Genomic DNA, 14,047 nt, shown 5'->3' on the forward strand with positions numbered 1-14,047 from the left:
CGGTGAAAGCGCGTACTACCGCCTACCATGATGACCCCATGTCTGAAGGGCAGGCTTTAACGATAACTGAAGGGGGCAAGAGATATGTTGGTTATTATCAACTGCGTGGAAATCCTATGAAGCTGATAAACGTATAGAAGACTTTCACCTTATAACAGAGATAATTCTAACAAAGTGAAGAAGCAATGCAAATTATGCATTGCTTCTGTATTCTTGCACCCGTTAGTGAAGGATCATTATACAAATTTAGATGATATGACCATTAACTTCAGTTGTTCCTGTACAGACACTCATTCGCAAATTGTTATAAATCGTCCAACGAGGAAAATGTTCTGTTGTTCATTTATTTTACCTAATAGTTCCAGTGCTTTACTCACCAACCAAACCGTCGTTATCACGATCGTCCATATATGGGTATAACCAATGATCACTTGTTATTGGCATACTGAAACCTGCTGCTTTTGCTTCTTTAATCGTCACCTGTCCATTACCGTTCGTATCAACACTAGAAATATCACCGTTTGTGTTTGAACCAGTTGAATCCGAAGGCTCACTGCCTGTTATACCCAGTGATGCGTTTACTTCATCAGGGTTCACATTGTCAAATGTATCAATGATCTCGTTACCCATTAAAGTATAGGTATACTGATAACTTGAAGGAATCTGCGTTTCCGTATTCGGATATGTGATAATTGCTTCAAAATTAGTGGCTCCACCAGCGCTGCGGATCACGTTTTCCATATAAGCTTGATCACCATGTCGGTTGAGTGTAATATCTTGTGGCGTAATATTATAAGCATTCGATACCCCTCCGAGAGAGTCAGCAATGATATGTCCTTCATCTAAAACGTCACTTTCGACACCAGGAACCTTTGCCTCATCAGAGTAGTATCTGCCAGAAGATAATACAGGTTCGTTACTGTCATCTTGTAGAATGATTTCGTCAGCAATGACACGAACTAGTTGCCCGTATTCATTAGTAAATGCCCAATATTCACGGTCCCCATAACCAATGTCAACGACGATGTTAGGTTCACGATATCTAGACAAATCACCACCATCAACTTCAATAAGTTTGTATCCTGAGAACAGTTCATCATTTGGTTGGGTTGGTTTTTCCTCTACTACTGGTTCCTCAACAACTGAAGTGATAGTTTCTTCTTTATCACTATTTTCGTTTGTATTAACTGTGGTTACTTCTTGTGGATCTGTTTCTCCATCTGTACTGGATGCATCTTCTAGGTTAGTACAACCAACCATAAAAATGGTGGTTAAAAGTAAGATTAAATAGTTCACTTTCTTTTTCATTTTAGGACTCTCCTATAATAGTTTCATAATGTTCATATAAAAATCTCGGAATGTTAACATAGATTAACGTTATCAACCTATTGATAATAGTAATAGTAAATTCCAATATCAACTATAATTATATTACAAAAATCCTGATTTATTCTTTTTAGTTTTCTAACACTTACGACTCAAATCATCATTCGGATATATCAATTTGTCATTGAGTTTAAGAATTGATAAGGAAATACAAAAAATAAATCCCATCTCAAATTGAGAAGGGAGTATGATAGTCCTACCTTAGAAAGGTCTACTAATTGATAATACACTATCTTTCACAAGCAAAATTATCTTTATCTCTATCCATTTTAGATTGATAGGCTGGATGATCAGAAGGAACGCCATTTGGATATTTCTTTCTCAGTTCAGTGCAATTTGCAAAGTTCTCAGATCCCCCACTTGAAGCTGCAGCTGCAGCTGCTTTAGCTTCTGCTTCTGCTTCTGCCTTCGCTTTAGCTTCTGCTTCTGCCTTTGCTTTAGCCTCTGCTTCTGCCTTTGCTTTAGCCTCTGCTTCTGCCTTTGCTTTAGCCTCTGCTTCTGCCTTCGCTTTGGCTTCCGCTTCCGCCTTCGCTTTGGCTTCCGCTTCTGCCTTCGCTTTGGCTTCTGCTTCTGCCTTCGCTTTGGCTTCTGCTTCTGCCTTCGCTTTGGCTTTTGCTTCTACCTTTGCTTTGTCCTCGGAACTCTTCTCCTCATTCTTAACCTCTGCTTTTGTGGTTTTCGAACTTTCAGATGAACAAGCAGCTAAACTAAAAATTAAAAATAAAGCAAATAAACCTACTAAATACTTTCTCAATTCGATAACCCCCATAATATTTTTTCTATGGTATAACACTAACCTTATTTCCGAATTCACTAATTGGGAGTAAAAAATACATCAAGCAATTACCGTGAATGAGTGTTTATCTTATCCTTGAGGGGGATTACCTTCACTTCCTCCACTATGAGGAGTGGTATAATAATGATATTTCATTGTATCAGATTCAATACCGTGGTTGTGGCCTGGCTCTGGGGGAACAGCCTCTTTTTTCTTTTCCAATATCAAAGCAACAATGATCAAAACAATTAACGGTGCTCCAATTATCAACCAAATCACCTTTACCACCTCAATTAAAGCATAAGTAAATTGGGTTTAATTGTAAATGAGCTTATTACCCTATTTTTTTCCACAAAAATACGATGACCCTTCCGCTCCCAACCAATAATATGAAATAAATATCCTATATCTATAACTTAGGTGACACAAACACTCTATAACGTGCTTTTTTGGTGGCAAAGACGTTATGTAAATAAAATAAAAAAATGGTTTCCTGGTCATGGAAACCATTTTTGTATCGTTTTTCTCTTTTACGTAAAGAGGATAAACAAATCATTATTTCTAGAAGAAAAAAACAATGAATCTCCCCTCTATCTTTAAATAAATATTATACCTAAAACAATGAAAGCCCTACCTCTCTTTCATCCTTACGGCTCCTTGTCCGTGCCAGTGTGAATCAGGCTTGCAAAAATCAAGTGACTATTTTATCGAGTTATTTGATGAACTTCAAACGTTGGTATAAGATTGGAAATGTAAATAATAATTATGGATTAAATTGTAGAAATAACAAAAGAGGTTAATGCTCTAAAGGTGAGTTGGAAGAAATGGAATGAATTTGAAAAGATTTATTTTTAATAATAAACATATTCCCAAAATATTCAGGATATTTTTTGGAGATGTGATACATTATTTTAATTTACCTTAACAGAAACTTTTTATTTGCTTTTCAGTAATCCCTTTAATTAATCCCAGTTCACTAATCAAAAATTTATGTGCGTTATCTAACATTTTTTTTTCGCTTGTATTAAGTGCTTTTTCATTCTTCATACGCATTAAATCACGTACAACTTCAGTACATTCTTGTATTTTACCCGTTTTTATTTTGTCCGCGTTCAGTTTATACCTTTGTTTCCACGGCAGTAATCTATCTGATTCTCCATGCTGAAAAATGTTTATAATGTGTTTTAATGCAATTATGTCAGTAACAGGGCGAATACTTGAACTCAACATTTTACCCGTAGGAATCATGACTTGCATATTACCGATTAACATTTTTATGACATAATACTGTTGTTTTTCCCCTGAAATTTCCTTTTCTTCTATGGCTTTAATTATACCTACTCCGTGCATAGCATAAACAATGTTATCGCCAATTTGAAACAAATAATCCACCTCCATATATGGTAACCTTCTTAACCTTAACATACATACTATTTTTTATCAAATTTTTAATAATATCATAAATTTATTTTCAGTGTCAACTACTTTTTTCTTTAAAAATCAAAAAAAGCAATAACAATAGGAATCGAGTCGGATTACCAATAAAGGGAAGGTTAATAACTCTTGAAGTCCATATCGGGATCCATTATACACCAGTCTACTTCCCCTTTATGACCCTCGATAAATCCATCTAAAGTAACTGCTAAATCTAAAAGTATTCTTCTTGGTCTTTCGGACTTGACCATAATCCATCCTCCTTTGTACTAGCAGTGGTCAGTAAAGACTCTTTCAGCTAACCAAAATGGCAGGTGTGCAGCGAATATAAAAATAACAGCAGCAAAGTATATCCGTTAGGATATATTTATCTCTACGATATTATTACAATGATTTATAAGAAATTTCGAGAATCTTAAAGTACTATCCACTCGCTCCATCTCTGAGCTGAAAATATCTGCCTTTACACCTTTACGTATATTCATAGCTTCCTTTATAATAGTGTGCCATTCCACTGGAAATTGCATTAGTCCATATTCACCAGCGTCCAACTTGGAGACAATATCTTTTTCCTTTATGGTATAGAACTGACGTAGTAATCCGAGAACGGTCCATTCTATTTCAAAATCTATTTTGTCGGACGGCAGCTTTACTAAATGATCAATTGAAGTTTCAGCCATCTTAATCCTATTTGTCCAGTAAGTATTCATATTTTCAATTACATAAGAAGTCAACTCTTGTGGCTGAATTTCAAATTGAAATTCCTCCAGCTCTGTTCCTATTATTTTAATTCCTTTTCTTCTTAACACCCACCAAGTTATAGGGTTAAAGTTGAAGTAATCACCGAACAATAGTTCACCATTGTTATAGTACGGATATTTATAGTTATTATCTCCGCTATGGTAGAGTTTTCCTATATCCTCGTGAAGAACATATACTCCGTCCAATTCAGGCTTTTTGTATTTGTTCGCTATTGTTGTATGTATATAAGATAAAGCTTCTGAATCTTCCTCTGTTAAACGACGATTGGTCAGAGAGATAAAGTCAATGTCACTTGAATCATCAACGTAGGCATTCAGGGCGATTGAACCGTGTATATATAACCCTTCAATCGTTCCAGGTAAATGTTCATTAAATAGGTTAATATAATCCTTTAAGACTTCATCGACCATCCTTGGTATTCCCATCAATAAATCCCCCTGTTAATTTCTGAATTTCACCAAAATCAATATATTTCTTTAAGCAAACCTGCTCCTGACTGTCTTTGATTGACAGTCAAAAGTTCAAGTCGAAATTTTTACACCGTTAGGATCCTCTAGCTGTTTGGATGAGAAATTCTTTATAAAAGCTTCCCTGATTGTAACTGTGTCACCAATTATTGATTTAATTGTGTCAACAGGTTGTCCAAATAAAAATTGAAGGTCATTTTCTAACCCTCTTATCTTTGTTTCTATTCTTAATTCTTGTATTTTTATGTTGTCAGTTATTGAATCTACTATGTCTTTGTTTGTTTGAAGTTCTATTCTAAAATGATAGGGTGTTGTAATAAAAGTTCTTCGTTCACCACTATCAACTGGCCATTTCAATTTAATTGCATTTTCACAGATAGTACCTTTTTCATTTTCTGATACCAAAAAGCCTATATGGTCGAATTGAATCCTCTTTCCGTATCCAAAAGTTATATTTATGGTTCCTTTTCTTGCTTCAATAATACGAAAAAGAATATTTTTCTCTCGGAAATCATCCCACTTTAAAGGAGGATCAAAACTCTGAAAATCTCCTTCGTATTTTCCAATACGTTGAAATATGCGAAAACCATTATTCACATAAAATCTTTCAGTTTCTTCTACATAAGGGGTCCAAAAATGATAATGAAAAAGCATAAATACCACCTCTTTAATAAGCTCATTGCCTTACTTATTCAATATAAAAGTTATTTATATTCTTTAGTTCTTCAATGCTGCAATCATTATTGCGATTGATATGACTAACCATTTTATTAATTTCTAATTATCTCCCCTGATCACTACTGGCCTAAAATAAATAATCTCGGGGTCACCTTCATCTAAATTTTCTATAAATCCACTTTCTATAAATCCATTAACCTTAAAAACTTCTTGCATCCTTTGATTCGATTTATTTATTTAATTACTCTGTTTCGATGCTTCAATAAGATTTGTGTATTTCTTTTAAATAAGTTGAGACCACTTGATGAAATAGCAACTTTTCTTCTAAAAACGGGAGTTTCATTATATATCTGCTTACACCCTGTTCTAAATCAAACTATCCAGGAATTAACCTAAGTAATCACTGGCAACTTTTACGTCAAAAAGTCCACTCCCTTTTAAAAATTGTAGAAGTAAATGGAGATGTCCAGCACCATATAAAACAAAAACTCGTTCTTCATTTGAATCAATTAAATTTACTAAGTTTTTGTAAATTAGCATATTCCGATAATACCAATACTTTGCGGTCCACATTGCTCCAACTGGGTTGCTATTACTACCTACTAAAGCTAGATTCATATACATTTGCTGTCCTCTAAAAACATTTTGCGGTTCATTCATCCAAATGAAAAACTCTTTTAACGAATGTTTTTGTAAGTATGTATTTGATTCGGACATAATATCCTGCGCTAGCTTTGTAAAAGCTTTATACTCATCCGTGTCTATCCATTCACCTAAATCTGATAAATCGGGAATATCGTCTTGTTTTCCATTCCAATCTACTGCGTAAATTTTCTTGTGCCCGCATTCCTTTGCTAACCTGAACCCTATTTGATCTACTTCATTAACAGCTAATGTATAATCTCCCTTTGCAAAAGAAACGTATTGATCATTCAATGCTTCTTCATTCTCTCGTAAAACCTCTAAGGCAACTTTAGTTGGTTCGTATTTTTTCAAACAGGTGACGAGTTCATTAATTTCGTTTTGCCTTGTTTTTGCTAACATGTCCTCTTTGTCAGTCATAAACAAATCGCCGTTATTTTGATCGGAGAAATGGTCAGTTCCAAAAATCAGTATAGATGGCTTCATAAGAAACACCTCCCAAAATATAATCAACGAGTTTTCTATTTATGTTTCAGAAAACTTATGTGTTCTCACGTTATGCTGTAATCCCACCAAATGGTTTGTAAGACAATTTTCATCAAGATGGCAGGTACTGTCTCCATTCTCTCCAGGCCTCCATATATTCGTTAAGATCGTGAGGATGAACTTTTATGCAAACCCCAATGCGTGTATATAATTGGAAGATAACTTCACCAAATAGCCTTTCCTTGCTAAAGCAAATTTTACCATCCCATAACGAAAAAGAGGTCATTAGTGTATTGAGATCCAGACTATCAGGAGATGAGCAGAAGGCGTACGTAAAATCATATATTCTTGGACTGATTAATGGTGATGGATCAATTACCCCTTTTAATTCATTAGCAGAGTATACAAAATTATGTACTCCTGTATCACCGTGAAGATAGTACTTTTCTTCATGGGTATGATATTCACTTAAGGTACTAACCAACGATGCCACTCTTTTATGATCTTCACTTGTAAGAAGATCGCCTATATTCTCCTTGGCAGACTCTAAACTAATCTGGTTAAAGTCTGACCAGGATTTTCTTTTTGTCCCATTTACTCTGCCCCATGGTATATCCAGGTCAACCTTTTGATAATGATTGAATAACTCCTTTATTAAACGTGTCATCCATTTCACCTTAGGACCACGATTAATGTGTGTTTCTCCTGGAATATAAGAGTAGACGAGGAATTCTTGTTGATCATCAACATAATTTACCTTTGGCAGCAGTTGAACTTCTTGATAAAAAAGGAGAAAGTCCTTAGTAGAACTTATAATAGATAGTTGGTCAATTTTTATAACATAAGCTGGCGCATTTTCAACATAGAGAGTATATAAAACACCGCTGGTTGTTCCACTTTTTAAGGGTTTGAATTCTATATCATTGCTCATTATTAAACTATTTTTATCCAGAATATCTATTATCTCATTTATATTAATCATCTATTATCCTCACTAGATTTCATAGTCGATTGCTAGTTATGGTATTCGATATGTCTTTAAAATATCCTTGGCGAATAACAAAAATGCTGCCAAACCAGGCAGCAAGTTTTGTATATTCGACTCCGAGGTTATATGTTTTTCAATAATGCCCCATTCTTCCTTGCTAACTTTTCCATTACAGAAACTAAAAAGACTGACACAATTAAATAACAAACGCCGATTAAAATTTCTTTCCCCAATAAATGGTAAACTTCATAATTTTCTAAATTATAAATGGATCGAAGCGCTTCTATGCTATGGGTAAGAGGAAGCATTCGGGCTAATATTTCTAAGGGTTCAGGTAATAATGTGACCGAAAAGTTCACACCGCAAAAGACCTGGAAAAATGCCATGGATAAATTCAGGAATAAGTTAGCATTAGAAAACAAAAGGCTCACTGAAGCAAAAAGCAATGAGAAACAAATAACTGAAAACAGTGTAATAATTATAAGCAATAACAGGATATCCAAATTACCGGATGGCATGGTGATATCAAATAATATTGCCCCTATAATCAGTCCTACTATGAATACAAATAGTCCATCTAAAAGAGGAACAATTCCCTTCCTTAAGATGATGAGCAGCGTAGGAGTTGGTGAAGCGATATTTAATTCCAGTGTCCCATATCTTCGTTCCATCCTGAACATATTCATATAGTTGATCATGATGGTTTGGCAGGTATAATATGCAATATTGCCGATCACAACGTATTTTAAATAATCCGATCCAACTAGTGAGCTAGCTAATGTCGCAAAAAAGACATAGTGCATGAACGGGTCTACAATACGGAAAAAGATAAATAACCGAATGGTTTGAAAAGAATAGATCGCCTTATAGGATAGGTTGGTAAAACCATATTTATTGATTAAAATCATTAGATCGCCCCCAAACTGCCGGTTTTACGCAACACTACCTCAATTTTTTTAACAATAAAGTAAGCTAGAAATAAATAAATCAGGCTAACGACAATTGAAACCGCCATAGAAGAAAACATAAACGGAGATAACACTAATGTATCTTGTACTGACTTAATCCCCCAGGTCATTGGTATTAGATAAGCAATTAGTTTAAGAACAACCGGAAACTGTTCGACTGGGATAAACACACCACAAAGCAAGATCATCGGGGTAAGAATCAGGTTTTGGAAATCAAAGACATTTTGAGAAGCAACAAAAACAATTGCTAAAATAAGCCCGACAACACTTAAAGAAAAGATCAGGACGACTATTGAAAGCAAGAAGTATCCGTAGTTGGCTATACCTATATTGAATTGAAAGATAAATCTAGCATAAATAAAACTTAATATCATCGAAATCAAGGCAATAACAGAATTACTCAATGCTTTTGTCAAAATCACAGCAAACAAAGATACTGGTGCTGCAATTAAAAGCTTAAGTGTGTCATTCCACTTCTGGGAGATTAGCGCAGATCCTGATGAATACAATACGTAGCTCCACATACTGATCAGTGCAGATGCTAAAACAAATTTATCAGAATTAATATCTCCTCTTACTTGCTTTAAAAAGTAAACAATCGATAAGATCATTAGCGGCTGGAAAAATAGCAGAAATTGATACATCTTATTATTAAAGTTAGTAAAATATTTAATTTCCCTTATTAGCAGAAACATATCAACTCACCCTACATCCTTCATATGATAGATATAGGCATCCTCAAGTGATATGTTCCTTTTACTTATTTTTAAAATATCCCCAAATGTACTTAGATAGGCTGATACCTTTTCAAGATCATTTTCATTCACTTCAAAATTCAAGCTATAATATGGCTCTTTTATTACTTCAATTTCGAGTTTATTAAAGCTGTTGTTTTCTTTTAGCTTTTCGATATCATAAATACTCATCGTTGCTTCGTAAAGATTAAGATGATTACAGCTCTGCTTAATGAAATCCGGATCACCAATGAGACTGATTTTCCCGCCTTTTATAAAGGCAATGCGATCACAAAGCTCATCTGCTTCCTGCATATAATGAGTAGTTAAAATGATGGTAATACCTTTGCTTGATAAATCTCTAACAATATCCCTTAATAGTTTTGCCCCAATTGGATCCAAGCCTATTGTAGGTTCATCAAGGAACAGTAGCTCAGGGTCATTGATCAAACATCTAGCTATATGTAATCGTTGGATCATACCCTTGGAATATGTATGGATTTTTTGATTTTCCGCGTCCTGTAATTTAACCAGATTGAGTAAATCCTTAATCAAAGCGGCTTGATCCTTATTTTTAATTTTATAAAGCGTACAAAAATAATGCATGTACTCTTTTGCGGTAAGCCTGCCATAAACACCTCTTTCTCCACCGTAGACAAAATTGATTCTATTACGAATCATATGACTCTCAGATACAACATCATAGCCAAGAACCCTTGCTTCACCAGCAGTAGGCAGCAATAAAGTGGTTAATATTTTTATAGTAGTTGTTTTACCAGCACCATTAGGCCCAAGTAAACCAAATACCTCACCCTTTTTCACATCAAAAGAAATATCATCCAAGGCATATTTCAAGCCCGTTTTTAATTTATAAGCTCGTGAAAGTCCTTTAACCTCGATAATCTTTTCCATTTTTTTCCCCCTAAAACTATTTCTTCATTGATAAATATTACCATAATCTCTCAAAATTTCTATATATTATTTAAATATTCATAAAAAATAAACTACGGTAAAATATAAATGGATGAGAGATTTCCTCTAAGTTTTAAACCATGTAAAAAGCGCAAATCCTTATAGATTGCGCTTTTCACTAACCTGCCTGTATAGGAAATTATGAGAATAAAACTAAATAGAAAATGCGTTAATCCTTCTAGACCAACGCACTCTTAAAAATAGTTATCTAAACAAACCAGTTACCCAAACAACTAAATAAAGTGGAACTGCGACAATGATCATTCCTGCCACGAAGTAACTTATTGATCTAATTATAAATTTTAAAATATCATAAATAGAGCCTGCCAAGTCATCAATGAACTTTATCATCAGCATCCTCCCTCTTGTATCACTTGTTATTTTTTTATGAAAAGTTTCGAGTTCGTCTTCCTCAAACCTGCTCCTATAAGGAATTCAACGAAATGCTGCATCCATCCTTCCTTAATTAACGCAACTGTATGATTATGTACATTTCTTCAACCTAAAATAGTAGCATCTTAAGGTGTATTCCAAAAGAAAGTCGTGACTATAAAAGGAATAACAATTGCAATCAAAATTATAATACCGTTACCAAATAAACCAACCTTTTTATAAATACCTTTTTCAGCGAATACAGCTAATATAAACCCTAATGCCTATAAAATTACTCCAATAAATAAGAAATTATCATTTCCAAATAAAACAGCAATGTATGATATTAATCCAAAAATAAATAATAAGGTTGAAAACATACCTAATTTGCTTTTCATAATTATTTCCCCCCTCCATTTTATTTCTTATTTTCCCATTGTTTTATATCTCTTGTTAAATAATCCTCCCTCAATAAAAGGGAGCCGCCTATTTGGCTGTTTATCAAATTTCAAACGCTCTTCTCCTTAGGTACTGAGAGGGATGGGAAGAATTCATTTATGTTACTATATACTTCATCTGGTTGAACACTAAATTCAACTGTCTGGTAATTTGCCAACCAATGTACTCCAATCGTATATACATTTGCTTGCTTTCCAGCCATAATATCAGCATCGCTGTCTCCCAGGAAAACAGCCTCTTTGGGTGACACATTTAGATTTTTCAATACTTTATTTATCCCCTCGGGATGAGGCTTTGGATACTCTACGTCATCGCCAGTAACAATCACATCAAAAAAGTTCTTTAATCCCAGACAATCTAAAGATATTTCGAGACTTCTTCTTGCTTTGCCAGTCACTATTCCAAGTTTATATCCATTTGTTTTTAACTGTCTAATTAAGGTATTGATTTCCTCATTATCTTGAACGATATTTCTATGTCGTTTACTATAAATCTCATAATATAACTCAATGGCTTCATCATAATTATTATTCATAAGGTTTTCACAGATTATACCAGTCTCAGATGGACCGAACATTGCCTTAATTTCTTCTATTGTAACCTCTCGATTATCAAATTCTCTAAACACAGCTTCAAATGCCAAGAAACACACTGGCAATGTATCAGCAAGTGTACCATCAAAGTCAAAAATAACTGCTTTAATAACGTTCACATCCTCATTTTTTTCATATACATAATATTCTACATTATGTAATATTTTCCCTTTTTAAATACTGCACCGTTTGTTGAAGAACGCTCCTCTTTGTTTTTTAACAAAAATATCCAGTAAAGAAACTACTATATTTGAAATATAGGACTGCAATTGGAACCTTTCAGCATACGATTTCTTTCACTGCCAATGACTTCTGCCATTCAAGAGGTGTTAATTTATATAAATAGGCTCTGTTATAATAGAATGTTGATTTTACTCTGTTTGAAAAATAAACGGAAAAATTCCGTATAAATTGGGAAATACCAACGTTTCCCTAAATATACGGGGAGTTTTTCCGGTTATATTAACCTAATCTTTAGATTTAGGTGTATACATAGAAGTTAATCGGAATTTCTCCGCTTATATCTGCTTCTTAAGCCCCTACTATATACATTAGCCGGAATTTCTCCGCCTATGAATTCCTATACCTGCGCGAAAAATAAACAAAGAACCAAAACAGAGCCTAATTAAAAAAAGCAGCCCCATTCATTTAAGAATAGGACTGCTATTTGGTGTGATGATTTAGTTTTTGTACTCGACAACAGAATCTTTATGGAACCGCGCCTTTGTTTTATGGATAAACATTTTACGCATTTTTTCTTTCTAATGATTTATTGCCTGGTGCAAACCAGCCGAATAGGGCAATGGCAACCAATACACCATAGAACACCAAAGTCCATCCTGTACTGTGTGGGAAATCATGGTCTAAAACACCAATATCATCGTGGGCAAGTGTGATGACAGCAAGCTTTACACCGACCCATGCAACGATCGCGTATGCTGTTGTCTCCAAGGCAGGGCGTTTTTCCAGCAACTGTACAAACCAGCCAGCTGCAAATTTAATCAGAACAAGTCCGGCAATCCCTCCAAGAACGACAACTAAAAATTGTCCTCCATCCATGCCTCCAAAGTCCCTCAGCGGTGAATCGGGTAAGCCAAGGGCAATCGCGACAGCTGCGAGGATGGAATCAATAGCAAAAGCGAGATCCGCTAAAGCAATCTTTCCTACAGTTGGCCAAAACCCTTTCCCTGCTGCTTCCTCTTCATCATCCTTGTGAATATTCTCATTTTCCTTTCCGAATCGGGCTTTAATTATATGCTTTAAGCCCAGGTAAAGAAGATAAGCTGCTCCTATTGCTTGGATCTGCCATACATTCGCAATGAACGAAATCGCAAAAAGGGCACCAAATCGGAAGACGAAAGCCATAATAATTCCGTAATTTATCGCTCTTTTTTTCTGATCTTCAGGTAAATGCTTCGCTATAATCGCCAGCACCAGGGCATTGTCTGCCGATAACAATCCTTCTAAGCCAATTAAAATCAACAATGCCCATAAATATTCCAGCCAAATAGACTCCATCCACCTCACTCCTTTCTAACACTAAAATGTTATGTAAAGTTCTGCTAACAATAGAATTTCCCAAACACCCATATGTAATCCACAGGTATAAGACCTATTTATTAGTTTAGCGATTCCCTCTACTTTGTTCAAAGAATTCTCAGTGCGGCTCCGATAAATTCTTTGTTTTTTACTACTATCCTTATATACCTTTTTGCCGTCTTGCTAAACTTTTAACTTATTTTTAATAATCCGTTTATCACGCCGATGATCTGTCAATAAGTGAAACGAAAAAACGACAGTTGCGATACTGTGTTTAAAAATTTCTTCATGTTTCATCAAGATACTTCTAGTTTCTTTTCGTTCCTAGCCGGCAAATCAATAGCTTCTTTTTTCCGCCCTTCACTCCACTTAAAAACAATCACTCCACCTAATATGAGCACTACACCAAACAATTGTTTTAGTGTAAAAGGAACTTTCTCCAAACCCATCCAGCCTAATGAATCCAATAGTACCGCGAAACCTAGCTGGGAAGTCAGTACGATTGAGATCGCAAAGGTTGGACCCAAATATCTTATGCCCTGGACGATCCCTGTGATGACTCCGATTCCTAACAATCCGCTGATCCAGTACCACCATTTCATTTGCTGCAAATCGAATAGCTGACCGCCTTCGAAGAATAGGCCAAGTATGAAAGAAGCTAGAGATCCAAGCCCCAATACCAATGTCGTGGTCATCCATGAGCCTGCTTGTTCATTTACCTTGCTGTTAAAAATATTCTGCAGGCTGACTAGTGTCCCCGCTATGATTGCACATATTAGTCCAAGAACCATA

The 14,047-nt window shown here is 35.0% G+C and carries 15 protein-coding genes and 1 pseudogene; all 16 read right to left on the reverse strand.

Annotated elements, in window-relative coordinates; all coding sequences use genetic code 11:
• Positions 1 to 369: 369 nt before the first annotated feature.
• Positions 370 to 1,308, reverse strand: coding sequence for a DNA/RNA non-specific endonuclease (locus tag M3204_RS15585; protein ID WP_251483366.1), 939 nt, complete (start codon positions 1,306 to 1,308; stop codon positions 370 to 372).
• Between the two features lie 307 nt (positions 1,309 to 1,615).
• Positions 1,616 to 2,155, reverse strand: coding sequence for a cell envelope integrity protein TolA (gene tolA / locus M3204_RS15595; RefSeq protein WP_285856987.1), 540 nt, complete (start codon positions 2,153 to 2,155; stop codon positions 1,616 to 1,618).
• Positions 2,156 to 2,251: 96 nt separating this feature from the next.
• Positions 2,252 to 2,440: a hypothetical protein gene (locus tag M3204_RS15600; protein WP_251483369.1), complete on the reverse strand. Its 189-nt coding sequence runs from the start codon at positions 2,438 to 2,440 to the stop codon at positions 2,252 to 2,254.
• A 642-nt stretch (positions 2,441 to 3,082) separates the two neighbouring features.
• Positions 3,083 to 3,559 carry a CarD family transcriptional regulator gene (locus M3204_RS15605; RefSeq protein ID WP_251483371.1) on the reverse strand — a complete coding sequence of 159 codons (477 nt, stop codon included), beginning with the start codon at positions 3,557 to 3,559 and terminating at the stop codon, positions 3,083 to 3,085.
• Between the two features lie 158 nt (positions 3,560 to 3,717).
• Positions 3,718 to 3,846 (reverse strand): annotated as a pseudogene (locus tag M3204_RS15610) (dihydrofolate reductase family protein); the annotation flags it as partial.
• Positions 3,847 to 3,951: 105 nt separating this feature from the next.
• Positions 3,952 to 4,782, reverse strand: coding sequence for an aminoglycoside adenylyltransferase domain-containing protein (locus M3204_RS15615; protein ID WP_251483374.1), 831 nt, complete (start codon positions 4,780 to 4,782; stop codon positions 3,952 to 3,954).
• A gap of 96 nt (positions 4,783 to 4,878) precedes the next feature.
• Positions 4,879 to 5,478: a hypothetical protein gene (locus M3204_RS15620; protein ID WP_251483376.1), complete on the reverse strand. Its 600-nt coding sequence runs from the start codon at positions 5,476 to 5,478 to the stop codon at positions 4,879 to 4,881.
• A gap of 411 nt (positions 5,479 to 5,889) precedes the next feature.
• A complete protein-coding gene (locus M3204_RS15625) occupies positions 5,890 to 6,630 on the reverse strand; it encodes a DUF5694 domain-containing protein (protein WP_251483379.1) in 741 nt (246 codons plus the stop codon).
• Between the two features lie 112 nt (positions 6,631 to 6,742).
• Positions 6,743 to 7,612: a hypothetical protein gene (locus M3204_RS15630; protein ID WP_251483383.1), complete on the reverse strand. Its 870-nt coding sequence runs from the start codon at positions 7,610 to 7,612 to the stop codon at positions 6,743 to 6,745.
• A 128-nt stretch (positions 7,613 to 7,740) separates the two neighbouring features.
• The gene (locus tag M3204_RS15635; protein WP_251483386.1) at positions 7,741 to 8,526 is read right to left on the reverse strand and encodes an ABC transporter permease; all 786 of its coding nucleotides are present in this window, start codon (positions 8,524 to 8,526) and stop codon (positions 7,741 to 7,743) included.
• On the reverse strand, positions 8,526 to 9,281 hold the full coding sequence (locus tag M3204_RS15640; RefSeq protein WP_251483389.1) for an ABC transporter permease: 756 nt from the start codon (positions 9,279 to 9,281) through the stop codon (positions 8,526 to 8,528). Before M3204_RS15640 ends, M3204_RS15635 begins: the two co-directional genes overlap by 1 nt.
• A gap of 6 nt (positions 9,282 to 9,287) precedes the next feature.
• Positions 9,288 to 10,232, reverse strand: a complete 945-nt coding sequence (locus tag M3204_RS15645) for an ABC transporter ATP-binding protein (RefSeq protein WP_251483392.1) — start codon at positions 10,230 to 10,232, stop codon at positions 9,288 to 9,290.
• 264 nt (positions 10,233 to 10,496) lie between these two features.
• Positions 10,497 to 10,643, reverse strand: coding sequence for a hypothetical protein (locus M3204_RS15650; protein WP_251483394.1), 147 nt, complete (start codon positions 10,641 to 10,643; stop codon positions 10,497 to 10,499).
• Positions 10,644 to 11,172: 529 nt separating this feature from the next.
• A complete protein-coding gene (locus tag M3204_RS15655) occupies positions 11,173 to 11,826 on the reverse strand; it encodes an HAD family hydrolase (RefSeq protein ID WP_251483571.1) in 654 nt (217 codons plus the stop codon).
• A gap of 634 nt (positions 11,827 to 12,460) precedes the next feature.
• Positions 12,461 to 13,234 (reverse strand): TerC family protein, encoded by a 774-nt coding sequence (locus M3204_RS15660; RefSeq protein ID WP_251483397.1) that lies wholly within the window; start codon positions 13,232 to 13,234, stop codon positions 12,461 to 12,463.
• Between the two features lie 317 nt (positions 13,235 to 13,551).
• The gene (locus M3204_RS15665) at positions 13,552 to 14,046 is read right to left on the reverse strand and encodes a DMT family transporter (protein ID WP_251483399.1); all 495 of its coding nucleotides are present in this window, start codon (positions 14,044 to 14,046) and stop codon (positions 13,552 to 13,554) included.
• Position 14,047: the final 1 nt, after the last annotated feature.

It is taken from the genome of Mesobacillus subterraneus, assembly GCF_023715485.1.
In the GTDB taxonomy this organism is placed as follows: domain Bacteria; phylum Bacillota; class Bacilli; order Bacillales; family Cytobacillaceae; genus Mesobacillus; species Mesobacillus subterraneus_B.